Source organism: Marinobacter sp., assembly GCF_044799475.1.
GTDB lineage: Bacteria > Pseudomonadota > Gammaproteobacteria > Pseudomonadales > Oleiphilaceae > Marinobacter.
Map to the genome: position 1 here is coordinate 1,169,761 of NZ_CP085217.1, position 26,125 is coordinate 1,195,885.

Consider the following 26,125-nt stretch of genomic DNA (forward strand, 5'->3'; position numbering starts at 1 on the left):
CAGCCCCCTCAAATCTGGATAATGGCGGTCAAAGTTTCACCAGTCCGCCAAATTCTCCAGAACCGGTAGTCCCCCAATGGAAATCAACGTCAACTTTCTCGAAAACCTCAGACTGGAAGCGAAGTTTGACGACTTCTCCGTCATCACCGACCAGCCCATCCGTTACAAGGGCGACGGCTCCGCGCCCAGTCCTTTCGACTATTTTCTGGCATCTTCGGCGCTGTGTGCGGCCTATTTCGTGCGGGTGTACTGTCTGGCGCGGGACATTCCCACCAACAATATCCGTCTGTCCCAGAACAACATTGTTGATCCGGAAAACCGCTACAACCAGATTTTCAAGATCCAGGTGGAACTGCCGGAAGACATCTCCGACAAGGACCGGCAGGGCATTCTGCGTTCCATTGACCGCTGCACCGTCAAAAAGGTCGTGCAGACCGGGCCCACTTTCGAGATTGAGACCGTGGACAGCCTGGACGAAGATGCCCAGGCCCTGCTGATGACCATCCCTGAAGGCAGCCGGACCTACATCGAGGGCAAGGATCTACCGCTGGAGCAGACCATCGCCAACATGACCGGCATCCTGGCGGAGCTGGGTATGAAGATCGAGATTGCCTCATGGCGCAATATCGTGCCCCATGTCTGGTCGCTGCACATTCGCGATGCGGCTTCACCCATGTGTTTCACCAATGGCAAGGGGGCGACCAAGGAAAGCGCCCTGTGTTCGGCACTGGGTGAGTTCATCGAACGCCTGAGCTGTAACTTCTTCTACAACGACCAGTATTTTGGTGAAGACGTCGCTCATCGTGAATTCGTCCACTACCCGGACGAAAAATGGTTCAAACCCGGTCCCGGGGACGAACTGCCGGAGGGTATTCTGGATGACCACTGCCTCGCCATCTACAACCCGGACGGCGAACTGGCCGGCTCCAACCTGATCGATACCAACTCCGGCCGGGTGGACCGGGGAATATGTTCGTTGCCTTTCATACGGCAATCCGATGGGGCGGTGGTTTACTTCCCCTCCAACCTGATCGAAAACCTGTTCCTCAGTAACGGCATGAGTGCCGGTAATACGCTGCCGGAAGCCCAGGTGCAGTGCCTGTCGGAGATCTTTGAACGGGCGGTGAAGAAGCAGATCATCGAAGAGGAGATCGCCCTGCCGGATGTACCCCTGTCGGTACTGGAGAAGTTTCCGACAATTCTGGAAGGGGTGCAGGCGCTGGAGAAACAGGGCTTTCCGATACTGGTGAAGGATGCATCTCTGGGCGGCCAGTACCCATTGGCCTGCGTCACCCTGATGAATCCGAAGACCGGCGGCGTATTTGCGTCCTTCGGCGCCCACCCGAGCTTCGAGGTGGCACTGGAGCGCAGCCTGACGGAACTGATGCAGGGCCGCAGCTTCGAGGGCCTGAACGATGTACCGCCGCCCACCTTTAACAGCCAGGCAGTCACCGAGCCCAACAACTATGTGGAACACTTTATCGATTCCTCGGGGGTCGTTTCCTGGCGCTTTTTCAGCGCCCGGGCTGATTACGAATTCTGCGAATGGGATTTCTCCGGCACCAACCAGGAAGAAGCCGATGGCCTGTTCAATATCCTCAGTGAGATGGGTAAAGAGGCCTATGTTGCAGTCCACGAAGATCTGGGCGCACCTGTCTGCCGCATCCTGGTGCCTGGCTATTCCGAGGTGTACCCGGTAGAGGATCTGGTCTGGGACAACACCAACATGGCCCTGGACTACCGCGAAGACATCCTCAACCTCCACGCCCTGGATGACGATCAGCTGGCGGACCTGGTGGAGCGCCTTGAGGAAAGCCAGCTCGACAATTACATGAAGATCATCAACCTGATCGGCGTGGAGTTTGACGAAAACACTGTCTGGGGACAGCTCACCATTCTGGAGCTGAAACTGATGATCTATCTCGCCCTGCAACAGCATGAGGAAGCTCTGGACACGGTCGATGCTTTTCTGCAGTTCAACGACAACACCGTGGAGCGGAATCTGTTCTATCAGGCCATGAACGCGGTGCTGGAAATCGTGCTGGATGACGAGCTTGAACTGGGTGATTTCCTGTTGAACCTCCGCCGCATGTTCGGTGAGGAAACCCTGGATACTGTACTCGGTTCAGTGAATGGCAGCCTGCGGTTTGCCGGCCTCACTCCGACCAATATGCAACTTGAAGGGCTGGACAGGCATCTGCGGCTGATTGAGAGCTATAAGAAACTGCATGCGGTGCGCGCCTTCGCTGGTCAACACAGGGTTGCCAGCGAACCAGCATGACTTTGCCGGGGTGGGTCTCCCCCCGTCAGCCGATATGTTGTCTGGGCCTTTCCGGGTTTCTGGATCTTGCGGCCACGGTTACAGCGCGGCACCAAGCAGAGTGGCACCGCCGGCACAGATAAAAAGCAATCCGCTGATGCGACGAAGCTGCCCGGCCCAGGGCAGCAGCTTTTCCAACAGGAAATAGACGGCCAGCCCCGCCATCCAGACAAGGTTCATGGCTCCGCCGACGAACATCAGTAGCATCAGCGCCCAGCAGCAGCCAGTACAGTAGAATCCATGGCGGATCCCCATGACCAGTGCTCCCCTGGTTCCTTCCCGCCATTCGGTCATCAGGAAACTCAGGGGAGAGCGGCACTTGTCCAGGCAGGCTACTTTAAGATGGCTGAACTGGAAAATGCCGGCGATAAGCAGCAATGTGCCAGCCAGGAGCGGGCCGACATGTCCCATGGCGGAGCTTAGCAGGGCATTCTGATGCAGGCTTCCCTGCAGCAGTGCTGCCGTTAGTGCAAATGCCAGCCAGATAGCGAGATAACCGGCCACGAAGACCCAGACGGACGGAGACCTGCGGCCCCTGCTGTCACGTTGCTGGTTAACCCTGAGGTAGGTGAGGATCATTGGCCCGGCGCTGGGCAGCATCATGGCAACCATCATCACACTCCACATGAGGATGGACATGGCCACCAGGCTTGGGCCGAGGCCGCTCTCCCCGCTGGCGCTCTGGGTTATCGACATTTCGCCATGCAGGCCATGACTGATCAGGTAGCTCCACGCCAGCCCTGTCAAAACCGCCAGGGCAGCCCACACCACGCCGCGTTCCCAGGACCTGATGCTGCTCATTGTCAGTTCCATGGGCGTGCTCTCCTCAGGATCCGCTGTAAGCGAAAGGCGAATAAAAAGCTGTCCGCTCCGAGAGATCAAGGTTGATGCCATGGGACTGGTGCAACAACGACTGCGACCTCGCCACGACCAGGGTTTCGCCGGGCGCCACTGCCAGCGGATGATTGCGGATGGTAACTTCGGCCCCTTCCTGGCCTTCCAGAGCAGTGATTTCTGTTCCGGCGGACTGCCCCAGTTTCAGGTGGCGACGGCCCTGCTCCATCTCGAACACGATGGGCAGCGACTCTACCCCAAGCACCTCGCCGATGAATGACGCCAGTGTGGCAGGGTGGCCCCCAGCCTGACCGCCGAATATTGTGCTCAGCGCCTCATTCTGGCGTTCATCTGCCCGCTGGTCGACGTAGAGCACGACTTTCCAGTTACCCTCCGGCATGGGGCCGGGCGAGTGAAGGGCGAGAGCCACATTTCGGTCGCTGAGGTCCACCTCCCCGTACAGGCCCTCGGTTATGTGCCAGCCCAGGAGCGCCATGCATTCGCCCTCGGTCGGGTCGCCGAGATAGATGCAGGGACACGCGCCCCTGCAGTTGCAGCTTTCCAGGTATTCTCCCCGCATGCTCCATTCGTTGCTCATGTTCTGCTCCTTCCTGCGATGCTTTTGAGTCTCGTCTGCTCTCACTCTTTATAGCCCTGAACCGATCATCAGATGTGAGAGACGGATGAGGATTTCATGAGAATCGAGCGGGCTGACCCGGGGCTGGAAGTCAGTTGCTCCCGCCCGGTGTGTTTTAGAGCTATGCTGCAGACAGGAGGAACCTGCCATGTGGCAACGAATGTCGGATTTGACCGCCCGCCAGGCATCCCGGGCTTTCGTTGGTCGCACTGGTGAACTCGCGACCCTGCGGGGGATGCTGTCGCCGGGAGGGCCTCATGTGATTCATGTCCACGGTATTGCCGGTATTGGCAAAACCGCTCTGATGGACATGTTTGCGATGGAGGCTCGGGAGAAAGGAGCCATTATCATCCGCCTGGACTGCGGCACGGTTGAGCCTACGGAATCTGGTTTTGTCCAGGCTCTGGAATCCGCCACTGGAGGCCTTGCTCCCGGGCCGGACTCGCTCATGGACCGGCTGGCTCGCCTTGGCGACGCGGTTGTGCTTGCTCTGGACGGCTATGACGGATTCAGGCTGCTCGACACCTGGTTGCGGCAGACCTTTGTCCCCATGTTGCCCGACAATGTTCGCATGCTCATTTTCAGTCGTCAGCGACCCATTGGCGCCTGGACTACAGCTCCCGGCTGGGGCAGGCTTGTGCGGTGCCTGGCACTGAAGTCCTTGAGTCAGCTCGAGGCGAGAGCCTTTCTTGTTCTGCACGACATCGCAGAAGAAGAGGCGGTATCTCTGGCTCGGGCTACTCACGGCCACCCGCTGGCATTGAAGCTGGCAGCCGCCGCCAGCCGGGAAAATCAGACCCGGTCCTGGCCGCAGGAGACAGTGCTTCAGCAGGCGGTTGATGAACTGAGCCGGATGTTTCTTGCTGATGTGGATGACCCGGTAAGCCGACGCGTGCTGGAGGGGGCCGTGGTGATGCGTCGGGTCACAGTTTCGCTGCTGAAGGCACTCTTTCCGGAGTTTGCACCCCAGGATGCCTACGACCGTCTGTGTCAGTTGCCCTTTGTGGACTGTGTTCGTGACGGGTTGGTTATCCATGATGCAGTCCGCGATCCGCTCGCCCGTTCTTTGCATGCAAGCGATCCCTGCCGGTATCTGGATTATCGCCGTTCAGCCTGGCGGCAACTGATCGCAGAGGCGGAATCCGCCGCCAGCGACGATCTCTGGCGCTACACGGCGGATATGCTCTACCTGATTGAAAATCCCGTTGTGCGTGAGGCTTTTTTCCCCACCGGTGCAGCGCGGCACACAGTAGAACCTGCGCAACCCGGTGACAGTGAAGCCCTCACGGGGATTGTGCGGGCCCATGACGGAGTGCAGGCCGGTGAGTTGCTGCTGCAATGGTGGCGCCGCCTTCCGCAGGCCTTCTCCATTGTGCGGGGACAAGAGGGAAGGGTGGAAGGGCTTTACTGCAAACTGCGCGCTGACCAGATTGAGCCTGCCTGGTTACTCGGTGACCCCGTGACGGCCCAGTGGTGCGATCATCTCAAGAAGAACCCCATGCGCCAGGGCGAGATAGCGCTGTTCTGCCGCCGGTGGCTGAGTTTCCAGGAGGGCGACTCACCCAGTGAAATACAGGCGGCTGTCTGGCTGGATCTCAAGCGCAGCTACATGGAATTGCGCCCCGCACTCCGTCGGGTTTATCTTACGGCTTGCGACCTTGCAGCATACAGTCAGGTAGCCCAGCGCCTGGGACTGGAAATCCTGGCCGGACGGGAGGTTGAACTGGACGGAGTCACTTATCCGAGCGCTGTACTCGATTTCGGGCCGAATTCCGTGGATGGCTGGCTGGCGGATCTTGCGGCGGCAGAGCTGGGAGTAAAACGTCCGCCCGGCATACTGGACATGGAGTCCAGGGAGCTGATGCTGGCGGAGGGCCCTGTAGCCCTGACGCCACTGGAATTTGGCGTCATGCGACGTCTGGTTGAACGTCAGGGCAGGATTGTGTCGCGCACCGAGCTGCTGCGGGATGTGTGGGGGACGAGCTATCAGGGGGGGAGCAATGTCGTTGATGCGGTGATGCGCACCCTCCGCCGCAAGCTCGGTCCGGAGTCTATTCGGATCGAGACGGTGACCGGGGTGGGCTATCGGCTGAGGGCTTCCGGGGTGGCTGGCGGCTGAGCCTGTACGACCGCGCTACTCCTCGCCTGTCAGGCTACTGGTTAACCGCGCCAGCCAGACTAAACTGCATATGGTCGACGTCTCACCCGGAGGTTATTTGTGTCGCAGGACCTGACCCTACTCAACAGGCAGGCTATCGCCGCCGCGAAAAACCACATGGGGGAGGTTGCCTGGCCTACAGTTATTCTTGTGGCGGCAGTGCTTGCGGGTTTTGTGGGGAATCTGTGGCTGTTCGCCGTTGGAGTCGGGCAGGAGCGGTCCCACCGCCTGCATCGTGAGATCGAACCCATTCTGCGCGCCCATGGTACGCCCATTTTGGGCATTTTCAGCCGACAGCCGGTGGAGGCTGCTGCTCCGGGATCTGTATGAGTCTTCTGATCGCCTTTGCGGTTCTGTCCATCAGTTTTTCATTTCTTTGCTCCATTCTTGAAGCATCACTTCTCTCGGTAACCCCAAGCTACATCGCCTCGCTGAAAAAAGAGAACCCCTCCCTGTTTCAGCGTCTGCGCAAACTCAAGGACGACATTGAGGACCCGCTCGCCGCCATCCTGACCCTGAACACCATTGCCCATACCGCAGGCGCTACCGGCGTTGGCGCCCAGGTGGCGGTAGTGTTTGGCGAAGTCTGGCTGGGGGCGGCATCTGCGATAATGACGCTGGCGATTCTGCTACTGTCTGAGATCATACCCAAGACCATCGGTGCCAAATACTGGCGCGGGATCGCCCCCTGGCTGCCGGGGGTCCTTGGCTTTCTGATCAAGAGCCTGCTGCCTTTTGTCTGGCTGTCCAAACAGGTGACCCGGCGCCTGACACAGGGTGAAAATGAGACGGATATCCGCGCCGAACTCAGCGCGCTGGTTGAGATAGGGCGCGACCAGCAGGCCCTGGATGAGGACGAGCGCAGGATGATTCAGAACGTCCTGCGTTTCCACGAGATCAAGGTAAGTGGGGTGATGACGCCGAGAACAGTGTGCAAGACCATTGGGCCGGATATTACGGTTGAAGCCTTCCGAAACCTGGCCAGATCCCTGCCGTTTTCCCGCTATCCGGTGATCGATGAAAATGACGAGGCCTGGGGTTATGTCCACAAATCCGATCTGCTTACCATCGACGACGATGCCAACCTCATGAACCATTTACGCCCGGCCAAACGGGTCAAATGGAATACCAACATTGAGTTTCTGTTCGCCGAGATGCTCCGTGAGCGCCAGCACATGGTTCTCGTTTATGACGAATTGGGCACCTGGCTCGGCATCGCCACCCTGGAAGACATTCTGGAGACATTGTTGGGCACCGAAATCATGGATGAGACGGACAATGTGTCCAATCTGCGCAAATATGCCAGACAACGCTGGAGCAGAAAACTGCGGCAAGGAAAGGCCGCTGGGAGGCCTGACAGGGATTGAGATGGATGCATGGGCAGGGACATGATGCGATCCGGACTCGTACGGGTTACCGGTACTGCCAACTCAGCGGCCATCACATCTGCTGTCGAAACAGACTGAGCACCTTGACCTTCGATCTCCTGAACAGACCGCGCTGGCGGTAGTCCCCGGCCTGCATCTCCGCGGCACGTGTGCAGTCTTCTTCAAAGTGGCGGTCGAGTTCGCTCAAGACCGCCTCGTCCATGATGAGCAGGGCCAGCTCATCGTCCTTGCTCATGGAGCGCTGGTTGAAGTTGGCGGAGCCGACACAGGCGACCGTGTCATCTATTGCCACAACCTTGGCGTGAATCATACTGGTCTGGTAGGACCAGATGCGCACACCCGCCTCCAGGAGCGGAGCGTACTCATCCTCCTGCGCCAACTGGGCCATACGCTGGTCGTGGTACGGGCCAGGGATCAGGATCTGCACATCAACCCCGCGCTGCGCTGTCTCCTGCAGGAGCTGAGCTAGACCGGGGTTTGGCACAAAATAGGCTGTGGTAATGCGCACCTTGTGGCGTGCCAGCGTGAGCAGGACATGGAACATTGTGGCGATTGGGCTCCAGTTGACGGCTGCGGCTGCCTTGAGCACCTGAACCTGGCTATTTCCGGCTGGCTCAAGTGCTTCGGCCCGGATGATCCGGGTAACTTCACCGCGCACCGACCGGTCTGCCTCCACCCAGTTGTCGATGAAGGCCGCCTGGAGTCCATGCACCGCCGGGCCTTCAATCTGGAAATGGGTTTCCCGCCACTCATCCGGGTTACGGGCGTCCCCCTGCCATTCCTCTGAGATGCCAACCCCGCCGGTAAAGGCGATGCGGCCGTCGCAGACCAGCACTTTGCGGTGTGTGCGATTATCGGCCTGCCAGAATTTCCATCGCACGGGAGGACGAAACCACACGATGTCCACCCCCGCAGTCTGCATGGAGTCGACCAGGGTTCCGGACATATTCATCGCACCGACGGCATCCAGGATGACCCGTACCTGAACGCCGGCCCGGGCCCGCTCAGCCAGGGCTTCGGCAAATTCATCGGCAATGTCACCTTTCCAGTAGATGAAGGTGAGGAATTCCACACTGAAGCGCGCCTGACGAATCGCCTCAAGCATGGGTGGGAAAATCTCAACACCGTTGCGTAGCACCCGCACCCGGTTGCCACGAGTGAAGGGAATGCCAAGCGTGGTCTCAAGCGCCTGCTGATAATCGATCTCAGCATCACTGTCTGTCAGGGAGTGGTTCAAGTTTTGACCCTCAGGTGCAGCGTTCAGAAGTGCCGCAGATTGAATATCGGGCTGTATTCCCACGATCCCACCGCTCCTCGCGCTTGTCCAGCTGATGCTGGATAGTCGCATCAAGGTTTTGTTCAGAACTGCCAGCCATCTGTTCAAGTATCCAGACCTGTCCTGATATTCGGGCAGTGTCCGAAAAACAGGACTGCGTTCGGCTGTCCCTGGGGCTGGTTTAGAGGGGCTTCACGGGACAGTGCTGCTTTCTTTCTCTTCAGCTGTCCGGTTTTCCGGGCAATGCACACCGCTACAGGTTGCACGTTTTCTCCAACTCCATGAATTGAAAGATTAACTCAAAAGCGGCGCACTATTTGCTGGAGATATTTACTTCTGGCGCACCGACGGGTGTGGCCGCCCGCGTCCGGCCCGTCAGGGTCCGGGCTTGAGATCGAAAAACAATAACTGGTGTGACCTATCCCCATGAGTCTGATCAATAATCTTTCCATGCGCGGCAAACTGCTTGCTCTGGTGGTACCTGCGCTGATCGTCGTGGCTTACTTTGCCCTTGAGAGTTTCTCCGAAAATGCGCAGGCCCTGACCGACATGCGGGACCTTCAGCAGATGGTGGCGATCGCGGACACTGGCGACCCTCTGGTGGAGGCCCTGCAGAAGGAGCGCGACCGTTCGGTTGTGTTCTTTGCCAGTCGTTTCGAGCCGGAGAGCGCTGCCAGGGAGCTGGCGGACCAGCACCAGGAGACGGATGCGCGTCTGGCGACCTACCGGGAACGCATCGCCAGCCTCCTTGAAGAGGATCGCCTTGATGCCGAAATCAGGGAGAATGTGGCTGCCTTCGGAGAGCGGCTGGACCAATTGCCCAGCCTTCGGGATGCCGTGGTTTCCCGCCAGATCGAAGCTGCTGAAGCTACCGGCCAATACACTGACCTGATTCGTGAGTTGCTCAGCCGCATCCCGCTGATCATTCGCCGCTCCACCGACGCCGGCCTTGCGCGCCAGGTAAATGCCTATTACACGCTTGCCGAGGCGGCTGAAAAGGCAGGACTGGAGCGGGCCGCTGGTTCCAGCCTGATCCGCCGGGGCAGCTTTGATGTTCCTGCAGCCGAGGAAATCGCCGTGCTGAACGGTCAGCAGCAGGCGTATTTCGCCGCCGCGCTGGCCATGCTTCCCCAGGATTCGGCGATGCGCCAAGCCATTGAAGAACTCCTTGCCGGTGAGGTCAATCAGGCTTTGCAGGCGCAGAGGAACACCCTTTTCAAGAGCCCTTCCGGGCTTTACGGTCTTGAGGCGGAGACCTGGTTTGCCGCTGCCAGTAAACGGATTGAGGCGCTGAACACGTTGCGGGAAGCCCTGCTGGAGCAGATCTCCGCGCTGGCGGAGGGCGCCGTTGCAGTGACCCGGAAAAACCTCATGACCCATGCCGGGATTGCCCTGGTGTCTGTTTCTGTCGCTGTGATCCTGATGCTGATGATCATCCGTTCGATCAATCACCAGGTCAGTCGCCTGCTTGCAGGGGTCCGACATGCCATGGAACACAAGGACCTGACCCAGCCCATCGAGGTCTCGTCCAGGGACGAGATCGGCACCATCAGCGCGGCCATAAATGAGCTCTACCGCCGTTTTGGAGAGGCGCTGCTACAGATCGACAAAGCCAGCGTTCAGCTGACCACGGCCACCGAACAGACCAGCGCCACCGCCAGTCAGAACAGCAGTCAGATTGAATTCCAGCAGGCACAGATTGCCCAGGTGGCGAGCGCAACCCTGGAGATGTCCGCCACCTCGGAAGAGATTTCCCGCAACACCCAGCAGGTGGCCGATGCAGCGGGCAGTGCCATGGAACGCAGCCAGGCGGGGGAGCAGGTTCTGCGGAGCAGCCTGAGTAGCATTCATGATCTGGCCGAGTCAGTGAAAGATGTGAATTCGGTAATTACGGAGCTGGAGCAGCGCAGTGCCTCCATCAGCGATGTGATCGGTGTGATTCGCCAGGTGGCTGAGCAGACCAACCTGCTGGCCCTCAATGCTGCGATTGAAGCGGCCCGTGCCGGGGATCAGGGCCGTGGCTTTGCCGTGGTTGCTGATGAGGTGCGCACCCTGGCCCAGCAGACCCACAAGTCCACCGCCGACATCGAGGCCATCATCAACAGCTTCCGGGAAGTAACCAGTAACGCCAGCCGGTCCATGAGCGCCAGTTACACTCTGGCCAATGACACCAGCGACCGGGCCTCTGACCTGGAGCGGACATTCGCCGAGACCCTCACTGACATCAATGCAATTTCGCAAATGGCCGAACAGATCGCCACTGCGGCTGATCAGCAGGTGTCCGTGACCCGGGAGCTGACCAGGAACATGGAGGCCGTCAATGAGTCAGCCACCATGGCTCTGACCGGTTCCCGGGAAATCAGTACGGTGACCGACGAGCAGGCACGGCTGGCGCGGCAGCTGCAGGACCTCGCCCACGAGTTCAGGATTGTGGCCTGAGGGAATGATTACGTGACGGGAAACCCTGGGGTAGTTTAAGCTCCTGATCAAACAAGAGGAGATGCCTGCATGGATGCCCACGAGTCCCCGATTCGCCAGGAAGACAGGTTGTTGCACTATTGCGGGACCTGGTCTGATCGAAGCCGGGCATTGTGAGCCGTGGGTCAGGCGCCACCCTGGGGCTGCACAGCCGGGCGAGATTCCTTATGGCCCGGCTCCGGGAGCGCCTCTGGTTCAAACCGCTGATAAGCTGCGCTCTGTCGCTGGTCGCGGCTTTCGTTGCCGGTCTGGCGGATCATGTTGAGACGGCGCAGTCCTTCCCGGACATAAGTTCAGAGTCCATCGAGGCCCTGCTTTCGATCACGTCCGCCAGTATGCTCGTTATTGCGGTGTTTGCCGTCGGGGCAATGGTGTCGGCCTACGCCTCCGCAAGCAGCGCCGCAACACCGCATTCATTTCCTCTGGTGCTCGCTGACGATGTATCACAAAACGCCCTGTCCACGTTCATTGGGGCGTTCATATTCAGCATCGTTGCCCTGGTTGCGATACTCAACGGTTATTACGACCAGGCTGGACGGTTTGTCCTGTTTGTTATTACGATCTTTGTATTTGCCATGGTCATTCTCGGTTTCGTGCGCTGGGTTGATCGGATTGCCAGGCTCGGGCGGATGGGCAATACCATCGAAAAGGTGGAAGCGGCCACGGATGCCGCATTGAAAATGCAGGCTCAGCGGCCGACACTGGGGGCTGTCAACGCAGACGCTGCGGGCCATGGCACCGCCATCTACCCGGAAACCGTCGGATACGTGCAGAACATAGACGTTGAGAAGCTGCAGCGGCTGGCTGAGAAGAATGACGGCACCATTTCCGTGTGTGCTCTTCCGGGCGCCTTTGTCACCCCGGGCAGCCCGCTGGCCTACTTCGAGGAGCAGGGCCCCCAGGACAAAGACGGGCTCCGGAAGACCATTGTTGAGGCGTTTGAGATCGCCAGTCAGAGAAGCTTTGAGTCGGATCCCTGTTTCGGCCTGAGTGTTCTGTCCGAGATCGCCAGCCGTGCCATGTCTCCCGCCGTGAATGACCCAGGTACTGCGATCGATATCACTGGATCCATGATCCGCCTTTTTGTGCGCTGGGCTCAGGCCTCTGAGAAAAGCGACGAACCCCCCGTGGAATACGGTCGCATAAGGATGCCGGCGGTTTCGCTCACCCGCATGTTCGACGCGGCCTTCAGCGGGATTGCCCGGGATGGCGCATCGTCAGTGGAGGTGGCTGTGCGCCTGCAAAAGGCGTTTCATTCTCTCACTCTGCAGGGGCATGGAGATATGGAACAGGCTGCAATTACGCACTCGAAGTTGGCCCTCAGGTACGCAGACCTGTCCCTGAAATTACCGGAGGAGCGGGAGGCTGTGGAATCGGCTGCCCCGAAATCCGCCTCTTGCTGACCATGCCGCGTGCGGTCTACTGATACGTGGCCAGTAACTCTGGCGCGAATACCCGCTCAACGGTAATGGCATAGAACCGTTCGTGGATGTTCGCCACCGCCTGGTGCTCCACCAGTTTATCGCTGGCCAGTTCGTCCTTTGCCCGGCCAGGGCCAGACGAATCCACTCTGGGGCTTCAGGCGGTCTTCTTCGATACCCGATCCGCGGTCATGCGCCAGACACTGGAGGCCCAGGATGAGCGGATCCAGACCCGCGGTTTTGCCGGCTTTTTCGAACTGCCCATTGCCTGCCAGAGTAGCGCATGCCGCCATTTTCAGGGGAGGTGGGGCGGTAGCGGGAGGTGGCTCAGGGGCATAAAGCTGCTGCCCCCTGCAAATGCTGGGTCTCTTTGTTTTACGTGCTAGTCTTTCATCATACTCGGCGATATTACCTGAAAGAATGGGTCATCCACTCGAGGGTTCAATGAAAGCAAGCCTGCGTCAGACACTTCTTCTGAGCCTGGTTCTCGCCCTGGCTGCCATCCTGACCGTCCAGTTACTGATTGGCTACCTGGTCATACTCCCGCGACTCGATGATCAGCAGGCCACCATCGACCGTAAGGACCTTGAGCGTGTCAGATCCGCTACCGACGCAGTTTTCAATGCCCTTCAGAATGTTGTCTACGACAATGCCGTCTGGGAGGAGATGACCATCCGGATGGCGGACTCTGACGCTGAATTTCTCGAAGACACCTATAATGATCCGGATTTTTTCAATGTCCTCCAGATCAACGGCGTCCATTACTTTGGAGCCGAGGGCGACCTGGTGTGGGGTCTGACCCTGGATGCGGAGCTGGAGCCGGTGGAGGCTCCGACGATTGAGAAGCCTGATCAGCGCACGCGGGAGGCAGTGCTGGTTGATGCCGAGGAGCAATACGGGCAGGAAAACCCGATTACCCGCCGGGGCTTCTTCTATGTAAACAGTCAGCCTGCGCTTTTTGTCAGCGTGTCGATCATGAGGCCTGGCCAGCCGGAAGCGTTTCAGGGCACTGCCACCTTCTGGCGGTTCATCGACAAGCGGTTTCTGGACAGTCTCACCACGGTACTGCGGCAGCCTCTCAGGGCGGAAATGGCGTCACAGCCGGGTGGTGGTATTTCGGGGGCCGGAATTGTTGAAGCAGAGGTGGTCTACGATCGGGAGGTGGAGGTCAACCGGCATCAGGGAGAGCTGAGCCTGTTATACCGGGACATCGATGAAGATCCCTTTATGGCGCTGAGCATAGACGCACACCCCTCCGCCTACAATGCAGCTCTGCTGAATGGCAGCCTGCTCGTGCAGCTGATCACGGCTACCCTGGCTCTGATTCTGTTCTACGCCTGGCTGAATCGCAGCACCATAAACCCCATCCTCCACCTGGACCGGGTTGTTGGCAACGTTATCCGTTCCCGGGACTACAGGTCCAGAACCGGCCTGGCGGCCAACAACGAACTGGGGCGACTCAGTCAGCGTCTTGATGAAATGCTCGAAACCATTGATTCCCAGCAGCAGGAGCTGGCTTCCCACAATCTCAAATTGCAGAAACTCAGCGATACCGACCAGCTGACTGGCCTGGCCAACCGGCGCTTTCTTGAATCGAGGCTCCGCAAAATGGCAGGGAGCCCTGTCAGTGACAGCCAGCCATGCAGTGTCCTGGTGGTGGATCTGGATCACTTCAAGGAATACAACGATCATTATGGCCACAGTGCAGGAGACCGGGCTCTGCAGGAACTTGCCGAGACGATGAAGCACAATACCCATAAAGCCACGGATCTGCTGGCCCGCTGGGGTGGCGAGGAATTCATTCTGGTGCTCACTGATACTGATGGAGCCGGGGCGGAAGCCGTAGCAGAGCGCATTCTCGAGGCGGTGCGAAAACGGGCAATTCCCCATGAGCGTTCCAGTGCTGCCAGCTACCTCACCGCGTCCATTGGCATTGCCGAGAAGCCTGCAGAAGCTCCTTTTGTTTATGAAGAGCTGTTCAACCGCGCGGATGAAGCACTGTATCAGGCAAAAGCGGCAGGAAGGAACTGTGCCAGGGCTGCGTGAATCCGGGGCGGACAGGCCTGAGCCGGCCTGCTCCTGCTCCGCCGGCGCAGCCAGCAGAGCGGCTGGGTCGCTTCTGACCCAAGTGGGCGTAGGTGTATCTTCGCCCATGTTATTAGCTCGATAACCTGTCACATTGATCAGTAGCCGGTGGGCGAAAGCACAGTTCCACGTGCTGAGCTGGAATGGCTCGTTCAATCTGGATTTTCCGGCATTGGATCCAGAACACAGCCACTGAAAGGGAATTGCATGAAAAACAGAGAATTATACCAGCAGAAAGTGCAGGCTCAGCTCGATGAGTGGAGAGCAGATTTTGACAAGTTCAAGGCCAAAGCGTCGGACGCCAGCGCCGACAGCCAACTGGACATCAACAGGAATCTGAAATCCCTTGAAGCCAAAATCGAGGAGGGCAGGAAGAAGCTGTCTGAAATCTCAGACTTTGGCGAAGAAACCTGGGACTCCGCCAGTGAAAATGTGAGATCTGGCTGGGAATCTGTGAAATCCGGGGCGAATGACGCGATCGCGAGACTGAAACGCTAAATCTGCAAGTGAATCAGAGTTGATGCCTTTGATCCGTGGGATGTTGTCTGCGGATTGAAGGTCGTGCTCAGACAGCATTCCTGAGCCACGTTACGACTGATCCCGCACCGGGAGAACAGCTTTGACCACGGCCGTCTGGTTTGTATTAATCGGTACCCTCCTGATCATGATGGGGTTGCGCTCACCCATTCTTCAGCGTTTCCGCCTCACACCGACCCTTGTCTATCTGGCTGTCGGGATAGTTCTCGGCCCTTCGGTTTTTGGCGCCTTCCATTTTAATCCGTTAAAACAGGCGCATTTACTGGAAGTTCTCGCTGAAATTGCGGTTCTGGTATCCCTGTTTATTGCCGGCATGAAAATGCCCGTGCCATTCAGGTGGCAGGAATGGCATACCCCGGTGCGACTCGCATTTATCTCCATGACAATCAGCGTCGCCCTGACGGCTGCATTTGGTTACTACGTTCTCGCTCTCCCCCTGGGGGCCGCCATCCTGCTGGGGGGCATTCTTGCACCAACCGACCCTGTGCTGGCCACCGATGTGCAGGTCCGGCACATGGGTGATAAAGACCCTTTACGCTTCACCCTGACCAGTGAAGCTGGCATGAATGACGGCAGTGCTTTTCCGTTTATCATGCTTGGGCTGGCACTGCTCAGCGCTCCCACCAGTTACGAATTGCTGGGCGCCTGGATGCTGAAGGATGTCTTGTGGGCGACGGTATCCGCCCTTGTTGTCGGGCTTGTGATGGGACGTTTACTGGCGCAGATTGTAAGGAAACAGCATTTCCTCAGTAGCGAAGGTCCATTACTGGATGACTTTCTTGGCCTGGGTCTGATCGGCGTGGTTTACGGCATCTGCCTGTTGCTGGAAGCCTGGGGGTTTCTGGCCGTTTTTGTCGCAGCCATTTCTCTTCGCCAGTCGGAACTCAGGCTGGCAGGAACGAATCTGCCGGCCAGAGATGCTGGAGCCGTGACTGATTCTTCCGTTACTTCCATTCAAACCGGTGAGTCAACACCAGAACGCAGCCCCCGGATTTCGGAAGGTTCCCTTTTGTTCAAAGAGCCGCTTGAGCGCCTGTCCGAGCTGGTGCTCGTTCTTCTGCTGGGCGGCATGCTGTTTTTTGACTCCTGGAGCTTCCGGGCCGTCGGGCTGGCACTGTTCCTGTTTATGGTTGTTCGCCCGGTCAGCGTACTGCTTGGCCTGCTTGGCTCTGGCACACCGTGGCGGCTGCGGATGCTGGTCGGCTGGTTTGGCGTGCGCGGCATCGGTTCAATCTATTATCTGATGTTCGCCATTGTGTTCGGCCTGCCGGAGGACCTGGCGGTGGAGTTCATCCATATTACGCTGGTTGTTATCGTGCTTTCGATCATCATCCACGGGCTAACCGTCAGGCCGATGATGTTAAAATGGTGGCCGTAAAAATTCAGAGTTGGCAGAACCAGAGAGGCTGAAAGGGCAGGGAAAGAATAGCCTGAAAAGGACTTTGGATAATTCCGGGTGTCGGAACAGAAGGATGCGGGACAGTGTGCAGGGCTCTGGGACCCTGCACACTGGACTGACTCATACTGAAGATCAGTCAGTGGTGATTTCGGTTTTGATGCCGTCTTTGCTGTCTTCAAATTTCAGGCTGAGGCCGCTTTCTTTTTCCGCAGGGGCTTCGATCGTTGTCGTGTTGCCGCCGCCGATGGCGCCTGTGTAGAAAAGAATGCCCGCGCCACCAATGAGCAGGCCAACCACGATGATTGCCACGATTGCCACGTTGTTGCTGCCAGACTGAGTAGTTGCCATAAAAACTTCCTGATTATGATCCTGATCTCGCAGCTTTTTTCACGGTTCTGACTCCGCATTGCGCTCAGGTGGGGCAGTATGCGCTTTTATCTGGCGGGGTATCGGGTAATCTGGCTATGCTGCGAGAATTACCTATCTTCCCGCGTTCGCGACCTGACAGATCGTTCCCCGCCGCAGGCCTTATGCTCTCACTGCCAGATTGGTAACCCAGGGCTTGGCAGCCGGATCAGTGAAGCAGAACCCGGGACATGTCTTTGCACGTTTTTTGGCAAAACTCGCGGCATCAGATAGCTGATCCGCAGTGCGGCTGTCCGCTGGCCCCGCTTCGACAAGGCCTGCTGACAGGGATACCAGCGGAAAGCGGCTGACCTGACCGTTTCTGTCTTCCGACTCCACACAGTTGCTTTGCAGCACATCTGCCGTGTAAAAGTGCCGTGTCTTTGCAATGAAGCTGCCCTGAACACTTCTCGCCAATGATGCTGCAGAATGGGAGCTGGTGATGACGACGAAGTCGTCTCCCCCGATGTGGCCGACAAAATCGGTATCGGCACAGAAATGCTCGAGCAGAAGATCGGACAGCAGGAGTATGACCTGATCCCCAACCCGATAGCCCAGCAGATCGTTGAGAGGCTTGAAGGCGTTTATGTCGAAGTACATCAGAGTGAATGGGATATCATTTCGGGCCCGGGTCGCCAGAGCCTGCTGGATGGGTACATTGCCGGGCAGCAGAGTCAGGGGATTGGCATAACGTGCCTTTTCGATCTTGCGGGCAGTGATCTGCTGGAGGAGTGAGCGGGTGGCTCCCAGTCCGACGTATTCGCCATTCCGTGTGATAATGAAGTGCTGTTTCAGATAATGCACATCGTCATCAATCAGACGCTGACTGACCTCCTCCAGGGGCATGTCGTAATCCACGACGAGAGCATCTGAGTTCAGCATCTGTGAAACACGGCGTTTTTCGTAAAGAGCCCGGCCATAGGGCGTGCTGAACGTCTCCAGAACCCGCCATTTATGAACGAGGCCCAGGGGCCGCCCATTGTCAACGACAGGCAGCGCAAACATACCCGGCTCGTCCTGAAGTCGCGCCCAGGCGTGTTGCAGGGTAGCGTCTCCGGCGATGGGTTCAATATGGGTGCAGAGGGTCCCGGCTTTTTCCCGTTGGGGCAACTGACCGGAAAAGAGGGGGTGAACCTCGAGCGGATCCAGGCACGCCGTTGGAATGGGCTTTGGCCGCCCGAACAGGAAACCCTGGATAAGGGATATACCCATGCCCGAGACCACACGGAATTCAGCATCAGTCTCGACGCCCTCGGCGATCAGTGTGCAGCCCAGGCGGTCAGCCAGTTCCACTACTGATCTGAGAAACTCCCGCTTCACCAGGTCATCCTGGATGTCCCTGATGAAATGCCGATCAATTTTCACGAAATCCGGCTTGAGCTCCGACCAGAGTTTCAGACCGGAATAGCCGCTGCCAAGGTCGTCGATAGCAATCAGAAATCCCTCCGCCCTGAGCCAGGCAAGCGTTTTCTGCAGGCCGCAGGGATCGGTGGTGGGGTAGCGCTCGGAAATCTCGATCACTATGTCCGAGGCCTTCAGGCCGTTCACTGCCAGCAGGTTTTTCAGCCGAAGGGGTTCAAACTCGGCCGGCATCAGTTTTGCCGGACTGACATTCACGAAAAGTTTCTGGGGCGCCCCCTGCCCTGACCATGTTCGTGCCGCGATGCGAAGGCATAGCGCTTCCAGTTCAAGAGTGCGGTTACAGCGCTCGGCGGTCTCGAACAGCATCTGGGCCGGATGAAGGGGGCTATCTGAGGGCCCCCGGCTGAGTGCTTCATAACCGAACACGTTCTTGTTATCAGTATTAATAATAGGCTGAAAGAGCGTGGTGACGTCTTGGTCAGAAAGTAAACGTTTCAGTTCCTGGCTGAGAAAGTCCTGCATGCTGGGCACTCCGGAATTCAGTAAAGGCTTTGCAGGAAGCATTTCGTGTCACGCCCTGTGTGACTCCACCGAAAGTGCTGAGCCTGCCCATTCAACTGATTCACGTCCGGCTGTGCCAACAGTCATGATTGCGGACGCATAATGGGTGAGGATTGTGACAGTGATATTTCGAGGCCGCCGAATTACTGGCTTTTCATGAAGGTGCCCGCGTCATGATTTTGTCAAGAAATGTGAATTCCGCGCTTTTGTAATGGGTCTGTCATCCTGGTTTCGCAGCATGCTCGCACAACCTGATGGGGGCATCATGCTAAGAACCGTTCGCAGTCGAATCCTTTTCTTCTCATTTCTTTCAGTTTTCGCTCTCTCGGCCCTTGCGGCGCTGTCCTGGTCGATCATTACAAAGGCGGAAAACGCTGCTGAGCAGCTGATACAGAACCGTCTGACGGAATCATGGCTGCTGAATGACATGGAACAGAGCCTGCGAGAACTGCAGGATCTTTCCTTCAAGGTGAAGGGACAATTATTGCTGTGGGATGAAATTGCCGCAGAGTTTTCGTCACTTTCCGGCTTAATTCCAGAAAACTGGCGAGCAATCGAAGATAATCCACAGCTGAGTAAGTGGGCTTCCGAAAACGAGACCCTGTTCAGGGACGTTCGAGCCTTCCTGGACTCGCTGGGCGAATCAGTCGAGGCCCGAAGCTACTATCAGGCGGGCAAGCTTGTGGATTTTGAGCTCTTTCCCGCTCTGGAGCCGGTTCTGAAAAGCATCAACGCCCGCAAAGAGGCGAGTCGGGACAGGATCAGTGAGGAATCCACCGAATTGCTGGATTACCTCAGCAGCCAGCAGTCCTCCTTGAGTATGGGCACCGGCGCCTTCCTGCTGGTGGTGGTTGTGATGACGCTGTGGCTGAGGCGCACCGTTATCTTCCGCCTTCAGCGCATCAAAGCTGACCTCCGGAGAATGGATGAGGACTCGGACCTCGCCAATCCGCCCAGAGTCACGGGCTCCGATGAAGTGGCTGGGGTCACCACGGCACTGACCCGCCTGGTTGGCCGGTTCGAAGACTTCATCGGGGACATCAGGATTGCGTCTCACAGCGTCAACGAGCGCTCGTCAGCACTTGATGCCCAGGCAAGAGAGCTCGAGACTGCCTCTGATGCCACACGCCAGCAGATCCGGGATGTCACACACTCCATGCGGGCCATTGAGAACCAGGCGTCTGCCATTGAGGCCTCGACCCGGGAATCTGCCGACACTGTCAGGGAGGCTGTCAGCGCCAACGCGGATATTCAGTCAGGCCTGAGAAACAGCGAGCGCGCGGCGGAGCATACGGTGGAGGTGATCAGCCGGGTGTCCGGGTCAATCCATGCTCTGAGTGAGTCCACTGGGAAGATCAAAAAAGTGATTGGGGTGATTGCTGACATTGCAGAACAGACCAACCTGCTGGCGTTGAATGCGGCAACCGAGGCCGCGAGGGCCGGGGAGCATGGGCGCGGTTTTGCGGTGGTTGCGGACGAGGTGCGAACACTATCGAAACGCACTGCGGATTCGACCGGTGAGATCCGGCAATGGGTTGTCGATCTGGTTCAGGGCGTGGAGGGAGTTGACCGGCTCCTGCTGGAGATGAATGAAGCGGGAACGGGCAACCGGCGAACCCTTGAGACACTCAAGGAACACCTCGTAGCCATGAACCATCGTTTCTCGGATCTGGAATTGCGAAGCACCACCATCAGCGAGGCCGTGGCGACGCAGAGGGATGAGGTCGGCCGGGTCGGTCGTCGGTCTGTTGCTCTTGATGCCAATGCCGGCACTCTCGTCCAGACCGTAGCCGGTAGCCGTGAGATAAGCGAAGCCCTGAGGCAGGAAGCACTGTCGATGCGGCAGATGATATCCCGATTCCGCACCTCGGCTGACCAGTAACTGGCAAGGGGCGGACCGGAGGCTGGCCCGGCGCTCTGAGAGCGTCCGGGATGCCTTCAGCCTCGCTCACAGGCCTTCAGCACCATGACCGGTTGACCATGGCATGACGCATTCGTCAGGATGAGTAACCTGGCTCGAGGTCGAGCCTGGACGGGGAGTCTGACTGAACATGGATAATCGTCACATCGTGATCTTTGATGGGGTCTGCAATTTCTGCAACCGCGCCGTGAACTTCATCATCGCCCGGGACCCGGAGGGCAAATTTGCATTTGTGCCGATCCAGACAGAACTGGGGCGGGAACTCATGTCGGGCCACGGCATAGAGCAGGGTGGAGATGCAGGCGTGGATACCCTCGTTCTTCTCAAGAATGGTCGCGGTTACGTCCGGACGGATGCAGTGCTGGAAATCACGAAGGACCTGAAGGGTCTGTGGTGGCTGTTCAACGTCTTCAGGATTATCCCCAGGCCCGTCCGTGATTATTTCTATCGCGTCTTTGCCAGACACCGCTACCGGCTCTTCGGGAAGAGGAAGAAATGCATGGTTCCGTCCAGAGAAGTCAGGGATCGGTTCCCCGGAGTTCGCGAAACATGAGAACGATCGCTTTTTACAGTCTCAAGGGGGGCGTTGGCAAAACAGCAGCTGCGGTCAATATCGCTTACCTCGCAAGCCAGGCGGGTGTTTCCACGCTGCTCTGGGACCTGGATCCCCAGGGTGCGTCCAGCTGGTATCTGGCAGGGACGGAAGACGTTTCCGGCCACAAGCTCTCAGCTTTGATAAAGGGTAAATCTCCGATAGCGGAGTTCATTCATCAGAGCGAGTACCCGAATCTGGAATTTATTCCATCCCATACCAGTTTCCGCAACCTGGATGTCAGGCTGGAACAGTCCGACAGCAACAATCTGATAAAGGAATGGCTGGCGCCCCTCTCCGAAGACACCAGCCTCGTTATTCTGGACTGCCCGCCGTCACTTTCAAGGCTGTCAGAGCAGGTTCTGAAAGCATCTGACGCGACCTTTGTCCCGGTTATCCCAACCTGGCTGTCGCTCAACAGCTGGAATCAGCTGCAGGCATTTGCCACAGACAAAAAGCTCAAACCATCAAGGCTTCATCCCTTCTACTCCCTGGCTGACCGTCGTAAATCACTGCACCGGGAGTTGATTGATGCCCGCGAGAAGCATCTTCCTTCGGGGCTCAGGACCATCATTCCCAATGCCAGCGTCGTTGAAAAAATGGGTGAGAAGGGCGCTCCGGTAGAGAGGCTGGCACCGGCTTCGATAGCGGCTGATGCCTACCGGCGGCTCTGGCAGGAGATCCGTGGCATTATCGGCTAGACATGATGTTTTGACCAAAGCGGAGCCGATGCGATGAATGAAGCGATCTACTGGTACGCAGTCTGCACAATTATTCTTTTTCTGAAAATGTTCGGCCTGTCGCTTTACCAGGCATTTCACCGGATCACCAAGGCCAGTTACAAAACGCCGGAGGATGCGGCCTTTGTCGGGGTGAAGCCTGTGGCGGAAGAACTGCCCGAGGTGCAGCGCGGGGCAAAGGCCTGGCTTAACGATCTGGAGAATATTCCCATCTTTTTCGCCCTGGGGGCGGCCTGTCTCTGGACGGGAGCCGCGCCGGGAGCAGTGGCCTGGTGGTTTATCATATTTACCGCTGCCCGGGTACTGCATACCGTGAGCTACCTGGCTGCCATGCAGCCCTGGAGGACGATCTTCTTCGGCGTCGGGGTGGTCTGTCTGGTTGGGCTGGCGGTGGAAATTCTTCTGGCCCTGCCCTGAAAAACAGGCCGCTGGCAGGTGTATAATGTCCGGTTTTCCACCCAGGAGAGGCACAATGTTTCATTTCGAGCTGGAGCCGCGTTTCAGCGATACCGACGCTCTCGGTCACATCACCAATACTGTTCTGCCGGTCTGGTTTGAGCAGGCCCGTAAGCCGATATTCGAGATCTTTCATCCGTCCCTGGAGCCCAAAACCTGGCCGCTGATCGTTGCCCGGCTGGAAATAGACCTGATGGCCCAGAGCTACTGGGACAAGCCTGTTGAGATCACCACCGGTATTGGCAGAATTGGCAACTCTTCATTTCATGTGATCCAGGAAGCGTTTCAGAGCGGCGCCCGGATCGCCCGGGGCCTGACAGTGTTGATTCATTTCGACTACAAAACCCAAAAGGCTGTGCCGATTCCGGAAAATGTCCGGGCACAGCTGGCTGAGCATGTTATTGCCGAGGCTGGTTCCTGACGTTTCCGCCTGGTTTTCTCCGAAAGCACCGTTAAGGCGCTGCAGCCAAAGGTGAAGGATCTGCTAAGCTGGGTTTCTTTCCAGCACAGACGTGGTCCGCATGAATGAAGCAGTGGAGCTGATAGGCAATACGATAGTTGCCGAATTTTCGGACCTTAATGATCTGGGTGAATTCGTTGTTGTAGTGATCAGGCTGCTGGTGGCTGCCCTTCTCGGGGGTCTGCTCGGGCTTGAACGGGAGCAGCGTGGCAAGGCTGCTGGAGTGCGAACTCACATGCTGGTCTGCATGGGGGCTGCCCTGTTCATACTGATTCCAGAGCAGAGCGGGATCAGTGATTCGGAAATGAGCCGTGTTATTCAGGGCGTGATTGCGGGTATCGGCTTTCTTTGCGCCGGATCAATCATCACGGGCAAGGACGAACGGGGCTCCACCGGCCTTACCACCGCGGCGGGGATCTGGTTCACAGCAGCCATAGGTGTAGCCGTTGGCCTGGGGCGTGAGCAGACTGCCATTCTGTGTACTCTTCTGGCCTGGCTCGTGCTTTATGTAGTGCCATTCTTCTCACGCTCGATACGTCGGAGGAAATCCGCGGATTCAGCTTCCGGAAAAGACGCAGATGAGAGCCCCGCCGAAGCCCAGATTCGTAACTCTGATGAAAGAACCTGAGAGGGTTTTCCGGAATTATGGAAGCATTTGAGCAAAAACCGAGAGTGAGAGAACATCATGTCCAGACCCGAAAGAGATATAGAAAAGGACTATCCCAAGGCAGAGTTCGTGGCCAAGCTGCGCCGCCTTGCGGATGCCATTGAGAACGGTGACCGATTTGAAATACAGATCTCCGGGGAGCGGATTTACGTCCCTGTAAGGGCCAGATTCAATATCGAGCACGAGAGATCCGAGGAAGAGGAAGAGATCGAGTTTCAGATCAAATGGCAGCTTGGGTAGCTGGCAACAACGCTCCTCACCTGAAACCTCATGTGGCCTGTACGGCGGCCCCAGAATGTCTTTTCCTCCCGGGTAAGCTCTACTTGCAGAGCTGTCAGCGCATCGTCGAGGTGTTTCTCTCTGCTGGCTCCGACGATGGGCGCAGTGACCACCGGCCTGGATGCTACCCAGGCGACTGTATTCCATGGCTGTGATCTCCCGAGTCAGACCGACCCCTGCACGATTTTTGTCAGCGCGCCATAGACCTGAAGGCCTGGCCTGGAATATTCAAGTGGCAGGCCGGCGCAAGTCAGAACAAACATTCCGGCTAGACGGTTGAGGCCATAGTAATCAGGCCACATATACATAGAGGTGCGGATTGCGAGGCGATGGTCAAAGCCGCGCAGTTAATCGATACACACGACTTTATGGAAGGAGGTCCTATGTTCGATAACCCAGCCATTCAGGTTGATGAGGTAATTGACAGGCTGCAGGCAGCTTTTGAGCGTGATCCATGGATCAATCTGCACAGTTACCCGGTAGAGTTCAGAAGTGAAGATGGCCGGCTGGTGATGGACGGTACTGTGGAGCATGTTGCTGCCAAGCGGCGCGCCCGGGTTCTGGCCGAAAGCCTGGTAGGGCAGCACTTGTCCGTTGACGACAGGCTCCGCCGGGAACCGGTGGAGAAGCAGGGCGATCGCCAGATCCGGGACAAAGTGATGGACTGGCTGTCCATGGAGTCGATGTTCCTGGAATATACCCTGGGCGCCGAAACAGGAAACAGGGTTGAAACCATCCGTGACTCCGGTCCTGGCAGCCATGAGATCATTGTTCATGTGGACGATGGGAAGGTAACCCTCAAGGGTTCGGTCGGCAGCCTGACGCACAGACGGGTCGCCGAGGCTATGACCTGGTGGGTGTATGGCTGCGAAACCGTGGAGAATCAGCTGGCAGTAATGCCGGACGAGGAAGACTCCGACGACGAGATCAACGATGCCGTCCGCATTGTCCTCGAAAAAGACCCCACCCTTGACGCGGATCAGTTCCACACGAGAACTTCAGACCACGTTGTGCAAATTGAGGGCCTGGCCGCTGATGATATGATGAAAAAATATGCAGTTATGGATGTCTGGTCGGTGTCCGGTGTCTGGGATGTGGTTGACCGTGTGTCAGTCAAGGGATCTGAGCCCGCCTGACTGATCGGGCATCATTTCCACCGTCTGAATGTAGCGGGCTCTGACGCAAGCTCAGAGCCCGCTCTCATCTCCGGGTTGAGCCGGGAGTTTTCATTGCTGGCACCCCCTTGTGCTGTTTTGTAAGCGCAAACTGATCAGAAGCTGATCAGCGTTTTCCTCACTCCAATAGACACCGGGGCAAAATCGTTGTTACAGCTTGCTGTGACTATGCTGTGCGAAATCCGGATCTGGTTTTCTGGCTGTGTATCTTCCAGCCTCCTGCATTGATGCAGTCGCGCCCGGGGCCGCTCAGTGTCCCCCGTGGACGCCGACAAACCGCTGCAGTATGGCCTGCAGTTCGTCGACGCTCATGTCGACATGCTCGACAACCCGGCCGTAGAGCATGGCGGTCGGAACGTTCCGGCCGTCGCGGGCATTCTGCAGTTCCCTCAGACAGAAAAGCACAGTTCGCTCCTTCACGTTGAGTCCATCCCGTACATCTGGCAGGTTGGTGTATATGCTCCAGTCACTCATGGTCGCTGGTCCTCCGCCTATAGCTCCCCGGATGTTCTGATGCAGTATTAGCGGTTGCCGGGCAGGATGTGAATGAAGGCTGATGATGGCGTTCAGAAGATTACACCCAAATTCAGCAGAGGAGTCACGGATGAAGTACATGTTCGAGGTTCATATCAGGGAAGGCCACACTGCAGAGGAATACGCCGATGCCTGGGTCCGTGCCAGCGAGATCATCCAGCGTGCGCCGGGGGCCAAGGGTACGGAGCTGCACCGTAAGATCGGTGATCCGAAGGTCCTGATTGCCATAGCCCACTGGGAGACCAAGGCGCACCGGGACGCCATGGAGGCCAGGCATGATCCGGAGGTTGCTGAGATCATCCGCAGCGCCGCGGCTTTCTGTGATATCCGTCCCATCGGGGAATTCGAAGAGCCGGAGTGGATGGTAATACCCCCGGAACGTTAGCTGGCCGCCTGCACAATGTCCATGGCAGTTAGTGCCGGGTCCTTATGGAAGCGCA

General features: G+C 57.6%; 27 protein-coding genes. 19 read left to right on the top strand and 8 right to left on the bottom strand.

The features are described 5' to 3' along the window. The first annotated feature begins 76 nt into the window (after positions 1-76). Positions 77-2,281, top strand: a complete 2,205-nt coding sequence (locus tag LG327_RS05455) for an OsmC domain/YcaO domain-containing protein (RefSeq protein ID WP_404366854.1) — start codon at positions 77-79, stop codon at positions 2,279-2,281. Between the two features lie 78 nt (positions 2,282-2,359). On the opposite strand, the gene LG327_RS05460 is transcribed toward LG327_RS05455, so the two are convergent. Next, positions 2,360-3,133: a DUF2182 domain-containing protein gene (locus tag LG327_RS05460; protein ID WP_404366857.1), complete on the bottom strand. Its 774-nt coding sequence runs from the start codon at positions 3,131-3,133 to the stop codon at positions 2,360-2,362. 13 nt (positions 3,134-3,146) lie between these two features. Then, positions 3,147-3,752: a DUF1326 domain-containing protein gene (locus tag LG327_RS05465; RefSeq protein WP_404366860.1), complete on the bottom strand. Its 606-nt coding sequence runs from the start codon at positions 3,750-3,752 to the stop codon at positions 3,147-3,149. Between the two features lie 187 nt (positions 3,753-3,939). Here LG327_RS05465 and LG327_RS05470 point away from each other — a divergent pair, with 187 nt between their 5' ends. From LG327_RS05470 to LG327_RS05480, 3 genes are all read left to right on the top strand, one after another. After that, positions 3,940-5,910 (top strand): winged helix-turn-helix domain-containing protein, encoded by a 1,971-nt coding sequence (locus LG327_RS05470; protein ID WP_404366863.1) that lies wholly within the window; start codon positions 3,940-3,942, stop codon positions 5,908-5,910. 99 nt (positions 5,911-6,009) lie between these two features. Continuing rightward, a complete protein-coding gene (locus LG327_RS05475) occupies positions 6,010-6,279 on the top strand; it encodes a hypothetical protein (protein ID WP_404366866.1) in 270 nt (89 codons plus the stop codon). Then, a complete protein-coding gene (locus LG327_RS05480; RefSeq protein ID WP_404366868.1) occupies positions 6,276-7,316 on the top strand; it encodes a CNNM domain-containing protein in 1,041 nt (346 codons plus the stop codon). The genes LG327_RS05475 and LG327_RS05480 overlap by 4 nt, the downstream gene beginning before the upstream one ends. Before the next feature lie 73 nt (positions 7,317-7,389). Here the strand turns inward: LG327_RS05480 and LG327_RS05485 are convergent, their stop codons facing one another. Beyond that, positions 7,390-8,574, bottom strand: coding sequence for a phosphatidylserine/phosphatidylglycerophosphate/cardiolipin synthase family protein (locus LG327_RS05485; protein ID WP_404366871.1), 1,185 nt, complete (start codon positions 8,572-8,574; stop codon positions 7,390-7,392). A 465-nt stretch (positions 8,575-9,039) separates the two neighbouring features. Here LG327_RS05485 and LG327_RS05490 point away from each other — a divergent pair, with 465 nt between their 5' ends. Then, entirely contained in the window at positions 9,040-11,052 is a 2,013-nt protein-coding gene (locus LG327_RS05490) for a methyl-accepting chemotaxis protein (protein WP_404366873.1), read from the top strand. A gap of 152 nt (positions 11,053-11,204) precedes the next feature. After that, positions 11,205-12,494 (top strand): DUF2254 domain-containing protein, encoded by a 1,290-nt coding sequence (locus LG327_RS05495; RefSeq protein WP_404366876.1) that lies wholly within the window; start codon positions 11,205-11,207, stop codon positions 12,492-12,494. A gap of 16 nt (positions 12,495-12,510) precedes the next feature. Here LG327_RS05495 and LG327_RS05500 read toward each other — a convergent pair whose 3' ends face one another. After that, complete coding sequence (locus LG327_RS05500; RefSeq protein ID WP_404366879.1) at positions 12,511-12,660, bottom strand: hypothetical protein; 150 nt, start codon at positions 12,658-12,660, stop codon at positions 12,511-12,513. Between the two features lie 43 nt (positions 12,661-12,703). Here LG327_RS05500 and LG327_RS05505 point away from each other — a divergent pair, with 43 nt between their 5' ends. The 4 genes from LG327_RS05505 (at position 12,704) to LG327_RS05520 (ending at position 16,512) form a co-directional block, all read left to right on the top strand. Beyond that, positions 12,704-12,898, top strand: coding sequence for a putative inorganic carbon transporter subunit DabA (locus tag LG327_RS05505; RefSeq protein WP_404366882.1), 195 nt, complete (start codon positions 12,704-12,706; stop codon positions 12,896-12,898). A 58-nt stretch (positions 12,899-12,956) separates the two neighbouring features. Beyond that, entirely contained in the window at positions 12,957-14,558 is a 1,602-nt protein-coding gene (locus tag LG327_RS05510) for a diguanylate cyclase domain-containing protein (protein WP_404366884.1), read from the top strand. A gap of 246 nt (positions 14,559-14,804) precedes the next feature. Then, positions 14,805-15,095 (top strand): hypothetical protein, encoded by a 291-nt coding sequence (locus LG327_RS05515; RefSeq protein ID WP_404366887.1) that lies wholly within the window; start codon positions 14,805-14,807, stop codon positions 15,093-15,095. A 121-nt stretch (positions 15,096-15,216) separates the two neighbouring features. Then, positions 15,217-16,512 (top strand): cation:proton antiporter, encoded by a 1,296-nt coding sequence (locus LG327_RS05520; RefSeq protein WP_404366890.1) that lies wholly within the window; start codon positions 15,217-15,219, stop codon positions 16,510-16,512. Positions 16,513-16,665: 153 nt separating this feature from the next. Here LG327_RS05520 and LG327_RS05525 read toward each other — a convergent pair whose 3' ends face one another. Continuing rightward, positions 16,666-16,881 (bottom strand): hypothetical protein, encoded by a 216-nt coding sequence (locus tag LG327_RS05525; protein WP_404366892.1) that lies wholly within the window; start codon positions 16,879-16,881, stop codon positions 16,666-16,668. A 180-nt stretch (positions 16,882-17,061) separates the two neighbouring features. Next, complete coding sequence (locus tag LG327_RS05530) at positions 17,062-18,822, bottom strand: GGDEF domain-containing protein (RefSeq protein ID WP_404366895.1); 1,761 nt, start codon at positions 18,820-18,822, stop codon at positions 17,062-17,064. A 277-nt stretch (positions 18,823-19,099) separates the two neighbouring features. On the opposite strand from LG327_RS05530, the gene LG327_RS05535 reads away from it, so the two are divergent. The 7 genes from LG327_RS05535 (at position 19,100) to LG327_RS05565 (ending at position 23,937) form a co-directional block, all read left to right on the top strand. Continuing rightward, a complete protein-coding gene (locus LG327_RS05535; protein ID WP_404366897.1) occupies positions 19,100-20,743 on the top strand; it encodes a methyl-accepting chemotaxis protein in 1,644 nt (547 codons plus the stop codon). 169 nt (positions 20,744-20,912) lie between these two features. Then, positions 20,913-21,335: a thiol-disulfide oxidoreductase DCC family protein gene (locus LG327_RS05540; protein ID WP_404366900.1), complete on the top strand. Its 423-nt coding sequence runs from the start codon at positions 20,913-20,915 to the stop codon at positions 21,333-21,335. Next, complete coding sequence (locus LG327_RS05545) at positions 21,332-22,075, top strand: ParA family protein (RefSeq protein ID WP_404366902.1); 744 nt, start codon at positions 21,332-21,334, stop codon at positions 22,073-22,075. Before LG327_RS05540 ends, LG327_RS05545 begins: the two co-directional genes overlap by 4 nt. Positions 22,076-22,108: 33 nt before the next feature. Continuing rightward, positions 22,109-22,531, top strand: coding sequence for an MAPEG family protein (locus LG327_RS05550; protein ID WP_404366905.1), 423 nt, complete (start codon positions 22,109-22,111; stop codon positions 22,529-22,531). A 55-nt stretch (positions 22,532-22,586) separates the two neighbouring features. Next, positions 22,587-22,991 carry an acyl-CoA thioesterase gene (locus tag LG327_RS05555; protein ID WP_404366908.1) on the top strand — a complete coding sequence of 135 codons (405 nt, stop codon included), beginning with the start codon at positions 22,587-22,589 and terminating at the stop codon, positions 22,989-22,991. A 100-nt stretch (positions 22,992-23,091) separates the two neighbouring features. Continuing rightward, positions 23,092-23,658, top strand: a complete 567-nt coding sequence (locus tag LG327_RS05560; protein ID WP_404366911.1) for an MgtC/SapB family protein — start codon at positions 23,092-23,094, stop codon at positions 23,656-23,658. 57 nt (positions 23,659-23,715) lie between these two features. Continuing rightward, positions 23,716-23,937: an amphi-Trp domain-containing protein gene (locus tag LG327_RS05565; protein WP_404366914.1), complete on the top strand. Its 222-nt coding sequence runs from the start codon at positions 23,716-23,718 to the stop codon at positions 23,935-23,937. Here the strand turns inward: LG327_RS05565 and LG327_RS05570 are convergent. Beyond that, entirely contained in the window at positions 23,913-24,089 is a 177-nt protein-coding gene (locus LG327_RS05570) for a hypothetical protein (RefSeq protein ID WP_404366917.1), read from the bottom strand. The two genes, LG327_RS05565 and LG327_RS05570, sit on opposite strands and share 25 nt — an antisense overlap. 270 nt (positions 24,090-24,359) lie before the next feature. Here LG327_RS05570 and LG327_RS05575 point away from each other — a divergent pair, with 270 nt between their 5' ends. Next, a complete protein-coding gene (locus tag LG327_RS05575; RefSeq protein ID WP_404366920.1) occupies positions 24,360-25,112 on the top strand; it encodes a BON domain-containing protein in 753 nt (250 codons plus the stop codon). A 288-nt stretch (positions 25,113-25,400) separates the two neighbouring features. Here the strand turns inward: LG327_RS05575 and LG327_RS05580 are convergent, their stop codons facing one another. Further along, the gene (locus LG327_RS05580) at positions 25,401-25,625 is read right to left on the bottom strand and encodes a hypothetical protein (RefSeq protein ID WP_404366923.1); all 225 of its coding nucleotides are present in this window, start codon (positions 25,623-25,625) and stop codon (positions 25,401-25,403) included. 130 nt (positions 25,626-25,755) lie between these two features. Between LG327_RS05580 and LG327_RS05585 the strand changes: the two genes are divergently transcribed. Beyond that, positions 25,756-26,070, top strand: a complete 315-nt coding sequence (locus LG327_RS05585) for an antibiotic biosynthesis monooxygenase family protein (protein WP_404366926.1) — start codon at positions 25,756-25,758, stop codon at positions 26,068-26,070. Positions 26,071-26,125 lie beyond the last annotated feature (55 nt).

Excerpts from the sequence above, each read along its gene's own strand:
- LG327_RS05585 (WP_404366926.1), top strand. The coding sequence starts at position 25,756 with ATGAAGTACATGTTCGAGGTTCATATCAGGGAAGGCCACACTGCAGAG.
- LG327_RS05470 (WP_404366863.1), top strand. The coding sequence starts at position 3,940 with ATGTGGCAACGAATGTCGGATTTGACCGCCCGCCAGGCATCCCGGGCT.
- LG327_RS05540 (WP_404366900.1), top strand. The coding sequence starts at position 20,913 with ATGGATAATCGTCACATCGTGATCTTTGATGGGGTCTGCAATTTCTGC.
- LG327_RS05510 (WP_404366884.1), top strand. The coding sequence starts at position 12,957 with ATGAAAGCAAGCCTGCGTCAGACACTTCTTCTGAGCCTGGTTCTCGCC.
- LG327_RS05545 (WP_404366902.1), top strand. The coding sequence starts at position 21,332 with ATGAGAACGATCGCTTTTTACAGTCTCAAGGGGGGCGTTGGCAAAACA.
- LG327_RS05455 (WP_404366854.1), top strand. The coding sequence starts at position 77 with ATGGAAATCAACGTCAACTTTCTCGAAAACCTCAGACTGGAAGCGAAG.
- LG327_RS05565 (WP_404366914.1), top strand. The coding sequence starts at position 23,716 with ATGTCCAGACCCGAAAGAGATATAGAAAAGGACTATCCCAAGGCAGAG.
- LG327_RS05575 (WP_404366920.1), top strand. The coding sequence starts at position 24,360 with ATGTTCGATAACCCAGCCATTCAGGTTGATGAGGTAATTGACAGGCTG.
- LG327_RS05525 (WP_404366892.1), bottom strand. The coding sequence starts at position 16,881 with ATGGCAACTACTCAGTCTGGCAGCAACAACGTGGCAATCGTGGCAATC.
- LG327_RS05480 (WP_404366868.1), top strand. The coding sequence starts at position 6,276 with ATGAGTCTTCTGATCGCCTTTGCGGTTCTGTCCATCAGTTTTTCATTT.
- LG327_RS05550 (WP_404366905.1), top strand. The coding sequence starts at position 22,109 with ATGAATGAAGCGATCTACTGGTACGCAGTCTGCACAATTATTCTTTTT.
- LG327_RS05555 (WP_404366908.1), top strand. The coding sequence starts at position 22,587 with ATGTTTCATTTCGAGCTGGAGCCGCGTTTCAGCGATACCGACGCTCTC.
- LG327_RS05465 (WP_404366860.1), bottom strand. The coding sequence starts at position 3,752 with ATGAGCAACGAATGGAGCATGCGGGGAGAATACCTGGAAAGCTGCAAC.
- LG327_RS05490 (WP_404366873.1), top strand. The coding sequence starts at position 9,040 with ATGAGTCTGATCAATAATCTTTCCATGCGCGGCAAACTGCTTGCTCTG.
- LG327_RS05505 (WP_404366882.1), top strand. The coding sequence starts at position 12,704 with ATGCGCCAGACACTGGAGGCCCAGGATGAGCGGATCCAGACCCGCGGT.
- LG327_RS05580 (WP_404366923.1), bottom strand. The coding sequence starts at position 25,625 with ATGAGTGACTGGAGCATATACACCAACCTGCCAGATGTACGGGATGGA.
- LG327_RS05535 (WP_404366897.1), top strand. The coding sequence starts at position 19,100 with ATGCTCGCACAACCTGATGGGGGCATCATGCTAAGAACCGTTCGCAGT.
- LG327_RS05530 (WP_404366895.1), bottom strand. The coding sequence starts at position 18,822 with ATGCAGGACTTTCTCAGCCAGGAACTGAAACGTTTACTTTCTGACCAA.
- LG327_RS05515 (WP_404366887.1), top strand. The coding sequence starts at position 14,805 with ATGAAAAACAGAGAATTATACCAGCAGAAAGTGCAGGCTCAGCTCGAT.
- LG327_RS05460 (WP_404366857.1), bottom strand. The coding sequence starts at position 3,133 with ATGGAACTGACAATGAGCAGCATCAGGTCCTGGGAACGCGGCGTGGTG.
- LG327_RS05560 (WP_404366911.1), top strand. The coding sequence starts at position 23,092 with ATGAATGAAGCAGTGGAGCTGATAGGCAATACGATAGTTGCCGAATTT.